This window comes from Streptomyces sp. Ag109_O5-1 (genome assembly GCF_003814875.1).
GTDB classification, from domain to species: Bacteria; Actinomycetota; Actinomycetes; order Streptomycetales; family Streptomycetaceae; genus Streptomyces; species Streptomyces sasae.
In genome coordinates, this window is sequence record NZ_RKQF01000001.1 from 5,595,585 (window position 1) to 5,611,125 (window position 15,541).

Consider the following 15,541-nt stretch of genomic DNA (forward strand, 5'->3'; position numbering starts at 1 on the left):
CACTTTCGGACGGCCCTTGTCACCGGACCCCTGGGTCTGATGAGCTGTGTGGTCTGGGACACAACGGACACCCTTCGAAAGGGAGATGTCGTGAGCAACGAAAGCCTGGCCAACCTCTTGAGGGAGGAGCGACGCTTCGCGCCGCCCGCTGACCTGGCCGAGAACGCCAATGTCACGGCCGAGGCGTACGAACAGGCCAAGGCTGACAGGCTCGGCTTCTGGGCCGCGCAGGCCCGTCGGCTGACCTGGGCCAAGGAGCCGACGGAGACGCTGGACTGGTCCAACCCGCCGTTCGCGAAGTGGTTCAAGGACGGCGAGCTCAACGTCGCGTACAACTGCGTGGACCGGCATGTGGAGGCCGGGAACGGCGACCGTGTCGCCATCCACTTCGAGGGCGAGCCCGGCGACAGCCGCGCGATCACCTACGCCGAGCTGAAGGACGAGGTCTCCAGGGCGGCGAACGCCCTGCTGGAGCTCGGAGTTCAGAAGGGCGACCGGGTCGCGGTCTACATGCCGATGATCCCGGAGACGGCGATCGCGATGCTCGCCTGTGCCCGGATCGGCGCCGCGCACTCGGTGGTCTTCGGCGGCTTCTCGGCGGACGCGCTCGCCACCCGTATCGCCGACGCGGACGCCAAGGTCGTCATCACCTCCGACGGCGGCTACCGGCGCGGCAAGCCGTCCGCGCTCAAGCCGGCCGTGGACGAGGCGATCGGCAAGGTGGACAACGTCGAGCACGTGCTGGTCGTGCAGCGCACCGGTCAGGAGGTGGCCTGGGACGACACGAGGGACGTGTGGTGGCACGAGATCGTCGGGCGGCAGTCGGCCGAGCACACCCCGGAGGCCTTCGACGCCGAGCACCCGCTGTTCATCCTCTACACGTCCGGGACGACGGGTAAGCCGAAGGGCATCCTGCACACCTCGGGCGGCTACCTGACGCAGGCGTCGTACACCCACTGGGCGGTGTTCGACCTCAAGCCGGAGACGGACGTGTACTGGTGCACGGCCGACGTCGGCTGGGTGACCGGCCACTCGTACATCGTGTACGGGCCGCTGGCCAACGGCGCGACGCAGGTCATGTACGAGGGCACCCCGGACACCCCGCACCAGGGCCGGTTCTGGGAGATCGTGCAGAAGTACGGGGTGACGATCCTGTACACGGCGCCCACCGCGATCCGCACGTTCATGAAGTGGGGCGACGACATCCCCGCGAAGTTCGACCTCAGCAGCCTGCGGGTGCTCGGTTCGGTGGGCGAGCCCATCAACCCCGAGGCCTGGATCTGGTACCGCAAGCACATCGGGGCCGACCGGACTCCGATCGTGGACACCTGGTGGCAGACCGAGACCGGCGCGATGATGATCTCGCCGCTGCCGGGCGTCACCGCGACCAAGCCCGGTTCCGCGCAGACCCCGCTGCCCGGCATCTCGGCCACGGTCGTCGACGACGAGGCGAACGAGGTGCCCAACGGCGGTGGCGGCTACCTGGTCCTGACCGAGCCGTGGCCGTCGATGCTGCGCACCATCTGGGGCGACGACCAGCGGTTCCTGGACACGTACTGGTCGCGGTTCGAGGGCAAGTACTTCGCCGGTGACGGTGCGAAGAAGGACGACGACGGCGACATCTGGCTGCTCGGCCGGGTCGACGACGTCATGCTCGTCTCCGGGCACAACATCTCGACGACCGAGGTGGAGTCGGCGCTGGTGTCCCACCCGTCGGTCGCCGAGGCGGCCGTGGTCGGAGCGGCGGACGAGACGACCGGGCAGGCGATCGTCGCCTTCGTGATCCTGCGCGGCACGGCCAACGCGGAGGACGAGGGGCTGGTCAACGACCTGCGCAACCATGTCGGCGCCACCCTCGGCCCGATCGCCAAGCCCAAGCGGGTCCTGCCGGTGGCGGAGTTGCCGAAGACCCGCTCCGGCAAGATCATGCGCCGGCTGCTCCGCGATGTCGCCGAGAACCGCCAGCTCGGTGACGTGACGACGCTGACGGACTCGACGGTCATGGACCTCATCCAGGCGAAGCTGCCGGCGGCGCCCAGCGAGGACTGACCCAGGACGCGTAGTCCCGAGAGGGCGCCCGGAGCCGAACGCGCCGGGCGCCCTTTTTGCACCTACCGTGAGACACATCTGACAACCCCCGGCACACCTTAGGTAAACTAAGCAAAGTATCGTGATCCTCAAGGTGTGCCGGGAAGTCTGGTCGGCAAGTAGTTCCGTCCTGCCCACCGACCGGAGGTCTCCCCGTGTCCGCGCTCCGCACCGCTCCCGCCCGCAAGGTCCTCGGCCGGCTCTCGCTGCCCGAGCGGACGTTCGTCGCGGACGCGCTGCGGACCGAGACCGTCGGCGGCGTGCTGCTGCTGATCGCCGCGATAGCCGCACTGATCTGGGCGAACATACCGGCGCTGCACCACAGCTACGAGACCGTCAGCCACTTCCACCTCGGCCCCGAGGCCCTCGGCCTGAACCTCTCCGTCGCCCACTGGGCCGCCGACGGCCTGCTGGCGGTCTTCTTCTTCGTCGCCGGCATCGAGCTCAAGCGCGAGCTGGTGGCCGGCGATCTGAAAGACCCCAGGACGGCCGTCCTGCCGGTCGTCGCCGCCCTGTGCGGGATGGCCGTACCGGCGCTCGTCTACACCCTCACCAACCTCACCGGCGGCGGCTCCATCCACGGCTGGGCGGTGCCGACCGCCACCGACATCGCCTTCGCGCTGGCCGTGCTGGCCGTCATCGGCACCTCGCTGCCCAGCGCCCTGCGTGCCTTCCTGCTCACCCTCGCGGTCGTCGACGACCTGTTCGCGATCTTGATCATCGCCGTCTTCTTCACCGAGCGGATCGACTTCGCCGCGCTCGGCGGCGCGGTCCTCGGCCTCGCGGTCTTCTGGCTGCTGCTGCGCAAGGGCGTGCGCGGCTGGTACGTGTACGTCCCGCTCGCGGTGGTCGTCTGGGCGCTGATGTACAACAGCGGCGTGCACGCGACCATCGCCGGTGTCGCCATGGGCCTGATGCTGCGCTGCACCACCCGAACGGGCGAGGAGCACTCCCCCGGCGAGCACATCGAGCATCTGGTGCGGCCGCTGTCGGCGGGGCTGGCCGTGCCCCTGTTCGCGCTCTTCAGCGCCGGCGTGAAGGTGTCCGGAGGGGCGCTCGGGGACGTGTTCAGCAGGCCGGAGACGCTCGGGGTCGTCCTCGGGCTGGTCGTCGGCAAGACGGTCGGGATATTCGGCGGGACCTGGCTGACCGCCCGCTTCACCCGGGCATCCCTCAGCGAGGACCTCGCATGGGCCGACCTCTTCGCGGTCGCCTCGCTCGCCGGCATCGGCTTCACCGTGTCGCTGCTCATCGGCGAACTGGCCTTCGCGGGCGACGCCGTACTCACCGACGAGGTCAAGGCCGCCGTACTGACCGGATCGCTGATCGCGGCCGTGTGCGCCACCGCGCTGCTGAAGATGCGCAACACCCGCTACCGCAGACTGGTCGAGGCCGAGGAGCGGGACGACGACCTCGACGGCATCCCGGACGTCTACGAGCAGGACGACCCGGCGTACCACCTGCGGATGGCGGAGATCTACGACCGCAAAGCCGCCGAGCACCGCCGGATGGCCGCCGAGAAGGCCGCGCGGTAGGGGCCCGGCGGGCGAACCCGTAGGCATGACTCGCTTGCCGAAGTACCGGGCGGGGCAGGCGAGCAGGGCGACCGTCCGGCATGATCTGACGAGACGGTACAAAAGACGATGACAAGTACGCAGAGGGAGACCGCGATGAGCGCACCCGACGGCAGCCCGGTCGGTGCCGAACGCAGCATCGGCCAGCTGTTCGCCTCGGCCACGGCCGAGATGTCGGCGCTGGTGCACGACGAGATCGCGCTGGCCAAGGCCCAGCTGAAGCAGGACGTCAAGCGGGGCGCGACGAGCGGCGGCGCGTTCTCGGCCGCCGGTGTGCTGCTGCTGTTCTCCCTGCCGATGCTCAACTTCGCGCTGGCGTACGGCATTCGGACCTGGAGCCACTGGAATCTCGCGATCTGCTTCCTGCTCTCCTTCGCCGCGAACGTCCTGGTGGCCGTCGTCCTCGTGCTGATCGGCGTGGTCTTCGCGAAGAAGGCCAAGAAGGGCCAGGGCCCGCAGAAGGTGGCCGCGTCGATGAAGGAGACGGCGGGCGTGCTGCAGAACGCCAAACCGCATCCCCGTCCGGAGCTCCCCCGGGACGAGGTGCCGGCCATCGAGGCTGTGGGACGCTCGACCTCATGACGGATCCCGCTCCCTCGGCCGTACGGCCGGAGGGCCCCTGGACGCACCGGGACGTCGCCGCCAACGGCGCCCGCTTCCACGTCGCCGAGCTCGGCGACGGACCCCTGGTCATGCTGGTGCACGGCTTCCCCCAGTTCTGGTGGGCCTGGCGGCACCAGCTGGTCGCGCTCGCCGACGCGGGCTTCCGGGCCGTCGCCATGGACCTGCGGGGCGTCGGCGGCAGCGACCGCACCCCGCGCGGCTACGACCCGGCCAACCTCGCGCTCGACATCACCGGTGTGATCCGCTCCCTGGGCGAGCCGGACGCCGCGCTGGTCGGCCACGACCTGGGCGGTTACCTGGCGTGGACGGCGGCCGCGATGCGCCCCAAGCTGGTACGACGGCTCGCGGTCGTGTCCATGCCGCACCCGCGGCGCTGGCGCTCGGCGATGCTCCGGGACCGCCGGCAGTCCGCCGCCGCCTCCTACATCTGGGGCTTCCAGCGGCCCTGGATCCCCGAGCGGCAGCTCACCGCCGACGACGGCGCCCTGGTGGGCCGGCTGATCCGGGACTGGTCCGGGCCGCGGCTGCCGGAGGACGAGGCGGTGGAGACCTACCAGCGGGCGATGTGCATCCCGTCCACGGCGCACTGCTCGATCGAGCCGTACCGCTGGCTGGTGCGCTCGCTCGCACGTCCTGACGGCATCCAGTTCAACCGGCGGATGAAGCGCCCCGTGCGCGTCCCCACGCTGCATCTGCACGGTTCCCTGGACCCGGTGACCCGCACCCGCAGCGCGGCCGGCTCCGGCGAGTACGTCGAAGCGCCGTACCGCTGGCGGCTGTTCGACGGGCTCGGGCATTTTCCCCACGAGGAGGATCCCGTGGCCTTCTCCACCGAGCTGATCAACTGGCTGAAAGACCCCGAACCCGATCGGTGACCGCGCCGATGCGCCCGGTATCCGAACTCGCACACCTGTCCTACGAACGGCCACATGCCCGGCGCATAGGCCGATTGAGGGGCGCGGGGGAGGTTATCGACCTTGGGGCAGGGGCAGACGTCGGGGTATGGGCTGGACGCACGACTACAGTGACGCACCCCGCAACCGCCGCACGACGGGCGGTCCGAGCTCCCACCGAGGAGCCGCCCCGCAGCTGCCGGGCACGGATCTCAGGGTGGGGATTCCGCACATCCTGCGCCGCCGGGCCCGCTGGGTCTCGGTACGTCTGCGCCACACCCGCGGCTGACCCCCTCACGGGGCCCCGAAGGCCTCTAGAGGGCGCAGCTGTCGGTACCCACCTGCTGGTTCGCGGTACGGCCCCGGGCGATGTCGGCCTGGATCTCGTCGGCCGTGAGGGCGTACCCGGTGTCGGCGTCGTCCAGTGACTTCGCGAAGACCACCCCGTACACCCTGCCCTGCGGTGTGAGCAGCGGGCCGCCGGAGTTGCCCTGGCGGACGGTCGCGTACAGCGAGTAGACGTCGCGGCGGACGGTGCCGCGGTGGTAGATGTCCGGGCCGTTGGCCGTGATACGGCCGCGCACCCGGGCGGCACGGACGTCGTACGACCCGTTCTCCGGGAACCCGGCGACGATCGCGCTGTCGCTGGTCGCGGCGTCCTTGGCCGAGAACTTCAGGGCCTTGGCCGGCAGGTTCGGCACGTCCAGTACGGCGATGTCGCGCTGCCAGTCGTAGAGGACGACCTTCGCGTCGTACTTGCGGCCCTCGCCTCCGATCTGGACGGTGGGCTCGTCGACGCCGCCGACCACGTGCGCGTTGGTCATGACGCGGCGGTCGGCGAAGACGAAGCCGGTGCCCTCCAGGATCTTGCCGCAGCTCTGGGCGGTGCCCGTCACCTTCACGATGGACCGCTTCGCGGTGGTGGCGACCGCGCTGTTCACGAGGGCGGGGTCGGGCGGCTTGACGTCGGTGATCGGCTCGTTGGCGAAGGGGCTGAAGACCTGCGGGAAGCCGTTCTGCGCGAGGACCGAGGAGAAGTCCGCGAACCAGGTGTCGGCCTGGTTGGGCAGCGCTCTGGACACCCCGAGCAGCACCTTGGAGTTGCGGACCTCCTTCCCGAGCGTCGGCAGGGTGGTGCCCGCGAGGGCGGAGCCGATCAGCCAGGCGACCAGCAGCATCGCCACCACGTTGACGAGCGCGCCGCCGGTGGCGTCCAGGGCGCGGGCCGGGGACCAGGTGATGTACCGGCGGAGCTTGTTGCCCAGGTGCGTGGTCAGGGCCTGGCCGACGGAGGCGCAGACGATGACGACGACCACGGCGACCACCGCGGCGGTCGTGCTCACCTCCGCGTTGTCGGTCACCGCGTCCCAGATGACGGGGAGGGTGTAGACGGCGACGAGTCCGCCGCCCAGGAAGCCGATCACCGACAGGATGCCGACGACGAACCCCTGGCGGTAGCCGACGATCGCGAACCACACGGCGGCGACCAGCAACAGGATGTCCAGCACATTCACGAACGACACCCTGTCATGACCGCCAGTCGAGCGGGACCAGCTTCTCGCGGTCCCAGGAGCGCTCCCATCCCGCGTAGTGCAGCAAGCGGTCGATCACCCCGGCCGTGAACCCCCACACCAAGGCCGATTCGACCAGGAATGCCGGACCTCGGTGGCCGCTGGGGTGCACGGTGGTGGCCCGGTTGGCCGGATTCGTGAGATCCGCCACGGGGACCGTGAAGACCCGCGCCGTCTCGTTCGGATCGACCACCCCCACCGGGCTCGGCTCGCGCCACCAGCCCAGCACCGGTGTGACCACGAACTCGCTCACCGGGATGTACAGCTTGGGCAGCACCCCGAACAGCTGGACCCCGGCCGGATCCAGCCCGGTCTCCTCCTCGGCCTCGCGGAGAGCGGCCCGCAGCGGCCCGTCGGCTTTCGGGTCGCCGTCCTCGGGGTCGAGGGCGCCACCGGGAAAGGAGGGCTGCCCGGCATGCGAGCGCAGCGAACCGGCCCGCTCCATCAGCAGCAGCTCGGGACCGGTCTCGCCCTCCCCGAACAGGATCAGCACGGCCGACTGCCGTCCCGCGCCGTTCTCCGGTGGCAGGAACCGGCTCAGCTGGAGCGGTTCCACCGTCTCGGCGGCCCGCACCACCGGGTCCAGCCAGTCCGGCAGGCCCTCCTTGCTGAGCACGGCGCTCGCGCGCGGCTCTCCGGTGTGCGCGTTGCCGGTGTGTGTCATGGCATCCCCCGTCGTCCTGCCCGGTCCAACGCCCGAAGCCCTTCTGTTCGTTCCGTCACCAGACCCCCACAAGACCCCTGGGTCACGTCCCTGATGCGGCGCCCAGCGGCGGAGCCGGCTGCCCGCCCGCGTCCAGATAAGCCTGCGGAGGGTTGAGTCGCTGGCCCGGGAAGCCGCCCTTCTCGTACTTGAGGAGCTTCTTCGCCTTCTCCGGGTCGGTCTCCCCCTCGCCGTAGGCCGGGCAGAGCGGGGCGATGGGACAGACACCGCAGGCGGGCTTGCGGGCGTGGCACATCCGGCGGCCGTGCCAGATGACGTGGTGCGAGAGGTCGGTCCAGTCGCTCTTGGGGAACAGTGCGCCGACGGCCGCCTCGATCTTGTCGGGATCGGTCTCCTCGGTCCACTGCCAGCGGCGGACCAGGCGCTGGAAGTGCGTGTCCACGGTGATGCCGGGGCGCCCGAAGGCGTTGCCGAGCACGACGAACGCGGTCTTGCGGCCGACGCCGGGCAGCTTGACGAGGTCCTCCAGCCGGCCCGGGACCTCGCCGCCGAACTGCTCCACCAGGCCCTTGGAGAGACCTATCACCGACTTGGTCTTGGCCCGGAAGAACCCGCAGGGCCGCAGGATCTCCTCGACCTCCTCCGGGTTGGCGGCGGCCAGGTCCTCCGGGGTGGGGTACTTGGCGAAGAGCGTCGGGGTGGTCTGGTTGACGCGCAGGTCGGTGGTCTGGGCGGACAGCACCGTGGCGACCAGGAGCTGGAAGGGGTTCACGAAGTCCAGCTCGGGGTGGGCGTACGGATACACCTCGCCGAGCTCGCGGTTGATCCGGCGGGCACGGCGGACGAGGGCGGTCTGCGACTCGGGCTTCCGGGCAGCGGCCTTCGCGGGGGTGGCGGCCTTCGCCGGCGCGGCCTTCTTCGCAGCGGCGGCGACCTTCTCGGGCGCCGCTTTCCTCGCCGCCGCCTTCTTGGCCGCTGCAGGCTTGGCCGCTGCCTTCTTCACCGCCGCCTTCTTGGCTGTCGCAGCCGGGGTCTTCGCGGCGGCAACCTTCTTCACCGCTTCTGCTGCTTTTGTCGCCTTCTTCCGTTCACTCGGGCCAGTATCGGACCCTTGTTCGCCCACAGCGGAATCACGACGTACAACCACCCGCGCAGCCCCCTTGGCCTGTGCTCTCACCGGCATTTGGACACCCGGCCACCCTAAAGCCCGGCACCGACATCCGCCCCGGACCCGGAAGATCAGCCCCCGATTGGACCCCTGCCGCTTACCTCGGGACACCTGTGCGGCATCCTTGTGACAGATCACACTGTTTGGACCGTCCGGCAAAATGGGGAGCACGGTCCCCTGGTACCAAGGGGGAGCAAGATCCCCTGAGCAGGTCGACAAGGAGAGAACTCGTGGACGACCCTCTGCGGCGCAACCCGCTCTTCGCGGCTCTCGACGACGAGCAGGCCGCGGAGCTTCGCGCCTCCATGAGCGAGGTGACCCTGGCGCGCGGCGACTCCCTCTTCCACGAGGGCGACCCGGGCGACCGGCTCTACGTGGTCACCGAGGGCAAGGTCAAGCTGCACCGCACCTCCCCCGACGGGCGCGAGAACATGCTCGCCGTCGTCGGCCCCGGCGAGCTGATCGGCGAGCTGTCGCTGTTCGACCCGGGCCCGCGGACGGCGACCGCCACCGCACTGACCGAGGTCAAGCTGCTCGGCCTCGGCCACGGTGACCTGCAGCCCTGGCTGAACGCGCGCCCGGAGGTGGCCGGCGCCCTGCTGCGCGCCGTCGCCCGCCGGCTGCGCAAGACCAACGACCAGATGTCCGACCTGGTCTTCTCCGACGTGCCGGGCCGTGTCGCGCGCGCCCTGCTGGACCTCTCCCGCCGCTTCGGCGTGCAGTCCGAGGAGGGCATCCACGTCGTCCACGACCTCACGCAGGAGGAGCTGGCCCAGCTGGTCGGCGCGTCCCGCGAGACCGTGAACAAGGCGCTGGCGGACTTCGCGCAGCGCGGCTGGCTCCGTCTGGAGGCGCGGGCCGTGATCCTGCTGGACGTCGAGCGGCTGGCCAAGCGCTCGCGCTGACGCCGAACCCCGACCGCATGACATCAGGGTTCCGTCTCCTGAGAGACGGAACCCTGAGTCGTGATCGAGCCCTGAGGCGTGATCGGCCCCTGAGTGGTGAGCGGCCCCCTGAGGCGTGATCGGTCCATCGGCCCCTGAGTCGTGATCGAAGTTGGCACAGTTGCCCCATGGCTGAATCGGCTGCACCTTCCCGAGGGCTCGACCCCCTGGGCTTCATCGAGCGCGAGGGCTCCCTCGCGCGCGTGCCGCACGTTTTCCGTCCCGTGGTCGCCGCCGCCCGTCACCGCGTTCTGGACGCCTTCGGGGCCCGGCTGGACAGCGCCTACCTCTACGGGTCCGTCCCGCGCGGCACCGCGCGCGTGGGCCGCAGCGACCTGGATCTGGTGATCGTCCTCCGGGCGGAGCCGGCCGACGCCGACCGGGAGGCGGCACGTGCCCTCGGCGCGGCCGTCGACAAGGAGTTCCCGGAGATCGACGGGGTCGGAGCCCTGCTCTACTCACGCGCGCGGGTGCTCAGCGAGTTGGAGCGGTACGACATCGGCTGGTTCGTGGCCTGTCTGTGCACCCCGCTGCTCGGCGAGGACCTCGCCGAGTTCCTGCCCCGCTACCGCCCCGACTCCCTGCTCGCCCGGGAGACGAACGGCGACCTGGCCGAGCTTTTGCCGCGCCTGCGGAAGCGGATCGCTGTCGCCGAAGACACCGAGGAGGCCCTGCGACCCCTGGTGCGCTCCATGTCACGGCATCTGGTCCGCACCGGCTTCACGCTGGTCATGCCCCGCTGGAACGGCTGGACCAGCGATCTGCGGGAGATGGCGGAGGCGTTCGCCGGCTACTACCCGGAGCGGGCCGGACAGCTGCGCCGAGCGGCCGAGTCCGGGTACGAGCCCGTCGGCGACCTCGCCGTACTGCGGTCGTACGTTGACGACCTCGGCCCCTGGCTCGCGGACGAGTACGCGCGCGTGCACGGCGTGAAGGCGCCCAGGCCCGAAGGCTGGAACTAGATCAGCCCGTGGTCACTCAGGTAGTCCAGCTGGGCGCGGACCGACAGTTCTGCCGCTGGCCACAGGGAGCGGTCCACGTCGGCGTAGACGTGGGCGACGACCTCGGCGGGCGCGCGATGGCCGTTCTCGACGGCCGTCTCGACCTGGGCGAGCCGGTGGGCGCGGTGGGCCAGGTAGAACTCGACGGCGCCTTGGGCGTCCTCCAGGACGGGTCCGTGGCCCGGCAGCACCGTGTGCACGCCGTCGTCGACCGTCAGCGAGCGCAGCCGTCGTAGCGAGTCCAGGTAGTCGCCCAGGCGGCCGTCCGGGTGCGCCACGACCGTCGTACCGCGTCCCAGGATGGTGTCGCCGGTCAGGACTGCACGGTCGGCCGGGAGGTGGAAGCAGAGCGAGTCGGCGGTGTGGCCGGGGGTCGGTACGACGCGCAGTTCCAGGCCACCGGTCGTGATCACGTCACCGGCCGCCAGGCCCTCGTCGCCCAGACGCAGTGCCGGGTCGAGGGCACGCACGCGCGTGCCGGTCAGTTCCGCGAACCGGACGGCGCCCTCGGCGTGGTCCGGGTGGCCGTGGGTGAGGAGGGTGAGCGCGACGCGCCGGCCGGCCTTCTCCGCCGTGTCGATGACCGCGCGAAGGTGGTCGTCGTCCAGCGGCCCCGGATCGATCACCACGGCCAGGCCGGAGTCGGGCTCGGCGACTATCCAGGTGTTGGTGCCGTCCAGGGTCATCGCGGAGGCGTTGGGCGCCAGCACGTTGACGGCCCGCGCGGTGGCGGGCCCGGAGAGGACTCCGCCACGGGGCTGGCCGGGCAGGGCTGCGGCCTCGGTCATGCGAGGGCTCCTTCCGGCAGCGCCGTCGATGCGCCGAGCCGTCGGCCCGAGGCCGGTACGGCGTTGCCCCGGCCGGAGGTCGGCACAGCGCCCCACGGCCCGCGCACCGGTGGTGCGAAGGGCGCGCGGGGAACCGGAACTCCGCCGGGGAGCCGGTCGGGCAGGGCAGCTGCGTCCGTCATGGTCAGGCTCCACCGGTCGGGAGGTCGGTCGGGAGGTCGGTCGGTATGTGCTTGGTGAACTCGTCGTGGCCCGGCCAGGTCAGGACAATCTCGCCGTCCGCCAGGCGGGCGCGTGCCAGCACCGGCGTCATGTCCCGCGCGGGCGCCGCCGCCAGCGTCTCGGCGGCCGAGGCGTACGGCAGGAGCTGGCGCAGGGTCGCGATGGTGGGCGGCATCATCAGCAGCTCGCCCTTGTCGTAGCCGGCGGCGGCCTGTGCCGGGCGGATCCACACCGTGCGGTCGGCCTCCGTGGAGGCGTTGCGGGTGCGCTGGCCGGCGGGGAGGGCGGCGACGAAGAACCAGGTGTCGTAGCGGCGGGTCTCGAACTCAGGGGTGATCCAGCGCGTCCAGGCGCCGAGGAGGTCCGAGCGCAGGACCAGGCCCCGCCGGTCCAGGAACTCCGCGAAGGACAGGTCACGGGCGACCAGGGCGGCCCGGTCGGCCTCCCAGTCGTCCCCGGTGGTGTCCCCGACCACGGCGTCGGCGGCCGGGCCCGCGAGAAGCACGCCGGCCTCCTCGTAGGTCTCCCGCACGGCCGCGCAGACGATCGCCTGGGCGCCCGCCTCGTCGACGCCGAGCCGCTCGGCCCACCACGCGCGCGTGGGACCCGCCCAGCGCACCTGGTGGTCGTCGTCGCGCGGGTCGACACCGCCGCCCGGATACGCGTACGCGCCTCCGGCGAAGGCCATGGAGGCGCGTCTGCGCAGCATGTGGACGACGGGACCGTCCGGGGTGTCCTTCAGGAGCAGCACGGTGGCCGCGCGCTTCGGGGACACCGGCACGAGGGTGCCCTCCGCGTGCGCGCGGATCCGGTCCGGCCACTCGGGGGGATACCACTGTCCATCGGCCATTACCGGAGGCTATCCCGTGGGGAGCGAATGTTCGAGAGGGGCTTCGGCAGGCTACGGCAGCAGCTCGACCTGGACCTCGACCTCGACCGGTGCGTCCAGCGGCAGCACCGCGACGCCCACCGCGCTGCGCGCGTGCACGCCCTTGTCGCCGAGGACCTCGCCGAGCAGTTCGCTGGCGCCGTTGATCACGCCGGGCTGGCCGGTGAAGTCGCTCGCGGAGGCGACGAAACCGACGACCTTCACCACGCGCGCGATGCGGTCCAGGTCACCCGTGACGGACTTCACGGCGGCCAGGGCGTTCAGCGCGCAGGTGCGGGCCAGTTCCTTGGCCTCCTCCGCGGTGACCTCGGCGCCGACCTTGCCGGTGACCGGGAGCTTGCCGTCCACCATCGGCAGCTGGCCGGAGGTGTAGACGTACGCACCGGACCGCACGGCGGGCTGGTAGGCGGCGAGCGGCGGGACGACCGCGGGCAGCGAGAGACCGAGTTCGGCCAGCTTGGCCTCGACCGCGCTCACTACGCCTTCTCCCGCTTCATGTAGGCGACGAGCTGCTCCGGGTTGGGCCCGGGCACGACCTGGACGAGCTCCCAGCCGTCCTGGCCCCAGTTGTCCAGAATCTGCTTCGTCGCGTGGACGAGCAGCGGTACGGTCACGTATTCCCACTTGGTCATGCGGCCGACTTTATCCGCTGTGACGCACGGGACAGTCGTACGACCGGGAGCACGGTTATCCACAGCCTCCCGCGTGAGTGTCCGGCCGACTGGTTAGTCTCGAAGACGTGAGCAGGCTCCAGGTCGTCAGCGGCAAGGGCGGGACCGGAAAGACGACGGTCGCCGCCGCACTCGCGCTGGCCCTCGCGACCGAGGGGAAGCGGACGCTTCTCGTGGAGGTCGAGGGCCGGCAGGGCATCGCCCAGCTCTTCGAGACGGAGGCGTTGCCGTACGAGGAGCGGAAGATCGCCGTAGCGCAGGGAGGCGGTGAGGTCTACGCGCTGGCCATCGATCCCGAACTGGCCCTTCTGGACTACCTCCAGATGTTCTACAAGCTCGGCGGGGCGGGGCGGGCGCTGAAGAAGCTCGGCGCGATCGACTTCGCCACCACCGTCGCGCCCGGTCTGAGGGACGTGCTCCTCACCGGCAAGGCGTGCGAGGCGGTGCGCCGCAAGGACAAGGCGGGACGGTTCATCTACGACTACGTGGTGATGGACGCGCCCCCGACCGGCCGCATCACCCGCTTCCTGAACGTGAACGACGAGGTGGCCGGGCTGGCGAAGATCGGCCCGATACACAATCAGGCGCAGGCCGTGATGCGGGTGCTGAAGTCCGAGGAGACGGCCGTGCACCTGGTCACGCTGCTGGAGGAGATGCCGGTCCAGGAGACCGCCGACGGCATCGCCGAACTGCGCGCCGCGCGGCTGCCGGTGGGCCGGGTCATCGTGAACATGGTCCGGCCGGAGATGCTGGACGCGGCCGACCTGGACCTCGTACGGACCGTGCCGCGCACCGCCGTGGCGCAGTCGCTGTCGGCCGCGGGCCTGGGCGGAGCGCGCCGCGGCGGGAAGGCCGAGCAGCTGGTGAACCCGCTGCTCGCACAGGCCGCCGAGTACGCCGAGCGGCACGCGCTGGAGCACGAGCAGCGCGCGGTCCTCGCCGAGCTGGACCTGCCGCGGCACGAACTGCCGCTGCTCGCCGAGGGGATGGACCTGGCGGGCCTGTACGAACTCGCCAATGAGCTGCGGGAACAGGGGATGTCATGACTCCGGATCCGGACCCGGTACAGGAACCGGCGCAGGACGGCACGCGGCGCCTCGCCCACGCGCCCGCGCTCGACGTCGACCCGCTGCTGGACGATCCGAAGACCAGGATCGTGGTCTGCTGCGGCTCGGGCGGGGTCGGGAAGACCACCACCGCGGCGGCGCTGGGGCTGCGGGCGGCCGAGCGCGGCCGCAAGGTGGTCGTGCTGACCATCGACCCGGCCAGGCGGCTGGCGCAGTCCATGGGCATCGACTCGCTCGACAACGTGCCGCGGAAGGTGAAGGGCACCGAGGGCGGCGGCGAACTGCACGCCATGATGCTGGACATGAAGCGCACCTTCGACGAGGTCGTCGAGGCGCACGCGGACGCCGAGCGGGCGGCCGCCATCCTGGCCAACCCCTTCTACCAGTCGCTCTCGGCGGGCTTCGCGGGCACGCAGGAGTACATGGCGATGGAGAAGCTGGGCCAGTTGCGGGCCCGGGACGAGTGGGACCTGATCATCGTCGACACCCCGCCCTCCCGTTCCGCGCTGGACTTCCTCGATGCGCCGAAGCGCCTCGGTTCCTTCCTGGACGGCAAGCTGATCCGGCTGCTGACCGCACCGGCGAAGCTGGGCGGCCGCGCGGGCATGGCCTTCCTGAACGTCGGCATGTCGATGATGACCGGCACGCTCGGCAAGCTGCTCGGCGGTCAACTACTGAAGGACGTCCAGACGTTCGTGGCCGCGATGGACACGACGTTCGGCGGGTTCCGTACGCGCGCGGACGCGACGTACAAGCTGCTCCAGGCGCCCGGTACGGCATTCCTGGTGGTGGCGGCTCCGGAGCGGGACGCGCTGCGGGAGGCCGCGTACTTCGTGGAGCGGCTGGCCGCGGAGGACATGCCGCTGGTGGGGCTCGTCCTCAACCGTGTCCACGGCAGCGGCGCCGACCGGCTGTCGGCCGAACGCGCGCTCGCCGCCGCGGAAAATCTCGAGACCGCGTATGCCGAGACTGCGGAAAATCTTGAAGAGCCCCGCATTGTCGATCAGGGTGGCGGGAAAGCTGGACTTCGTAACTCTCCCGACACGTACGGCAGTTCTGAATCACCCGCGCCCGCGCCGTCCGGGTCCCGGCCCGACGAATCCCCCTCGTCGAGGCCCGAGGACATGACTGACGAATCCCCCTCGTCAGACGACCCGGACCGCACCGTCGACCAGCTCACCGCAGGTCTGCTGAGGCTGCATGCCGAGCGCATGCAGCTGCTCTCCCGCGAGCAGCGCACACGTGACCGCTTCACCGCGCGCCACCCCGAGGTGGCTGTGGTGGAAGTGGCCGCGCTGCCCGGCGATGTGCACGACCTCACAGGGCTGCGGGACATCGGCGACCGGCTCGCGGCCGGCCGACCGGAGCTGCCGTAGA

Annotated in this window: 16 protein-coding genes and 1 pseudogene; 9 read left to right on the forward strand and 8 right to left on the reverse strand. The window is 70.9% G+C overall.

The window, feature by feature from the left end; genetic code table 11:
• Positions 1 to 90 precede the first annotated feature (90 nt).
• From acs to EDD90_RS57555, 5 genes and pseudogenes are all read left to right on the forward strand, one after another.
• Positions 91 to 2,049, forward strand: a complete 1,959-nt coding sequence (gene acs, locus EDD90_RS25115) for an acetate--CoA ligase (protein WP_123975307.1) — start codon at positions 91 to 93, stop codon at positions 2,047 to 2,049.
• A 194-nt stretch (positions 2,050 to 2,243) separates the two neighbouring features.
• Positions 2,244 to 3,707 (forward strand): annotated as a pseudogene (gene nhaA, locus EDD90_RS25120) (Na+/H+ antiporter NhaA).
• Between the two features lie 51 nt (positions 3,708 to 3,758).
• A complete protein-coding gene (locus EDD90_RS25125) occupies positions 3,759 to 4,244 on the forward strand; it encodes a phage holin family protein (protein WP_123975309.1) in 486 nt (161 codons plus the stop codon).
• The gene (locus EDD90_RS25130) at positions 4,241 to 5,161 is read left to right on the forward strand and encodes an alpha/beta fold hydrolase (protein ID WP_123975310.1); all 921 of its coding nucleotides are present in this window, start codon (positions 4,241 to 4,243) and stop codon (positions 5,159 to 5,161) included. The genes EDD90_RS25125 and EDD90_RS25130 overlap by 4 nt, the downstream gene beginning before the upstream one ends.
• A gap of 127 nt (positions 5,162 to 5,288) precedes the next feature.
• A complete protein-coding gene (locus EDD90_RS57555) occupies positions 5,289 to 5,468 on the forward strand; it encodes a hypothetical protein (protein ID WP_123975311.1) in 180 nt (59 codons plus the stop codon).
• Positions 5,469 to 5,493: 25 nt separating this feature from the next.
• Here the strand turns inward: EDD90_RS57555 and EDD90_RS25140 are convergent, their stop codons facing one another.
• The 3 genes from EDD90_RS25140 to nth all read right to left on the reverse strand — a co-directional run bounded on the left by EDD90_RS25140 (position 5,494) and on the right by nth (position 8,597).
• Entirely contained in the window at positions 5,494 to 6,693 is a 1,200-nt protein-coding gene (locus tag EDD90_RS25140) for a MarP family serine protease (protein WP_123975312.1), read from the reverse strand.
• Positions 6,694 to 6,706: 13 nt separating this feature from the next.
• A complete protein-coding gene (locus tag EDD90_RS25145) occupies positions 6,707 to 7,414 on the reverse strand; it encodes a CoA pyrophosphatase (protein WP_123975313.1) in 708 nt (235 codons plus the stop codon).
• An 82-nt stretch (positions 7,415 to 7,496) separates the two neighbouring features.
• Complete coding sequence (gene nth, locus EDD90_RS25150; protein WP_398925380.1) at positions 7,497 to 8,597, reverse strand: endonuclease III; 1,101 nt, start codon at positions 8,595 to 8,597, stop codon at positions 7,497 to 7,499.
• Between the two features lie 215 nt (positions 8,598 to 8,812).
• On the opposite strand from nth, the gene EDD90_RS25155 reads away from it, so the two are divergent.
• Both EDD90_RS25155 and EDD90_RS25160 read left to right on the forward strand, forming a co-directional pair.
• Complete coding sequence (locus EDD90_RS25155; RefSeq protein WP_123975315.1) at positions 8,813 to 9,487, forward strand: Crp/Fnr family transcriptional regulator; 675 nt, start codon at positions 8,813 to 8,815, stop codon at positions 9,485 to 9,487.
• 167 nt (positions 9,488 to 9,654) lie between these two features.
• The gene (locus tag EDD90_RS25160) at positions 9,655 to 10,488 is read left to right on the forward strand and encodes a nucleotidyltransferase domain-containing protein (protein ID WP_123975316.1); all 834 of its coding nucleotides are present in this window, start codon (positions 9,655 to 9,657) and stop codon (positions 10,486 to 10,488) included.
• Here the strand turns inward: EDD90_RS25160 and EDD90_RS25165 are convergent.
• Genes EDD90_RS25165 through EDD90_RS25185 form a run of 5 tightly spaced genes read right to left on the reverse strand, consistent with a single transcriptional unit; the run spans position 10,485 to position 13,058 of the window.
• A complete protein-coding gene (locus EDD90_RS25165) occupies positions 10,485 to 11,315 on the reverse strand; it encodes an MBL fold metallo-hydrolase (RefSeq protein WP_123975317.1) in 831 nt (276 codons plus the stop codon). The genes EDD90_RS25160 and EDD90_RS25165 overlap by 4 nt on opposite strands.
• The gene (locus tag EDD90_RS25170) at positions 11,312 to 11,497 is read right to left on the reverse strand and encodes a hypothetical protein (RefSeq protein ID WP_123975318.1); all 186 of its coding nucleotides are present in this window, start codon (positions 11,495 to 11,497) and stop codon (positions 11,312 to 11,314) included. Before EDD90_RS25170 ends, EDD90_RS25165 begins: the two co-directional genes overlap by 4 nt.
• A gap of 2 nt (positions 11,498 to 11,499) precedes the next feature.
• A complete protein-coding gene (locus EDD90_RS25175; RefSeq protein WP_123975319.1) occupies positions 11,500 to 12,387 on the reverse strand; it encodes an NUDIX hydrolase in 888 nt (295 codons plus the stop codon).
• Positions 12,388 to 12,438: 51 nt separating this feature from the next.
• Positions 12,439 to 12,903 (reverse strand): RidA family protein, encoded by a 465-nt coding sequence (locus EDD90_RS25180; RefSeq protein WP_123975320.1) that lies wholly within the window; start codon positions 12,901 to 12,903, stop codon positions 12,439 to 12,441.
• Positions 12,903 to 13,058 carry a DUF4177 domain-containing protein gene (locus EDD90_RS25185; protein ID WP_123975321.1) on the reverse strand — a complete coding sequence of 52 codons (156 nt, stop codon included), beginning with the start codon at positions 13,056 to 13,058 and terminating at the stop codon, positions 12,903 to 12,905. Before EDD90_RS25185 ends, EDD90_RS25180 begins: the two co-directional genes overlap by 1 nt.
• Positions 13,059 to 13,165: 107 nt before the next feature.
• Here EDD90_RS25185 and EDD90_RS25190 point away from each other — a divergent pair, with 107 nt between their 5' ends.
• On the forward strand, positions 13,166 to 14,143 hold the full coding sequence (locus EDD90_RS25190) for an ArsA-related P-loop ATPase (RefSeq protein WP_123975322.1): 978 nt from the start codon (positions 13,166 to 13,168) through the stop codon (positions 14,141 to 14,143).
• Positions 14,140 to 15,540 carry an ArsA family ATPase gene (locus tag EDD90_RS25195; RefSeq protein WP_123975323.1) on the forward strand — a complete coding sequence of 467 codons (1,401 nt, stop codon included), beginning with the start codon at positions 14,140 to 14,142 and terminating at the stop codon, positions 15,538 to 15,540. The genes EDD90_RS25190 and EDD90_RS25195 overlap by 4 nt, the downstream gene beginning before the upstream one ends.
• Position 15,541 lies beyond the last annotated feature (1 nt).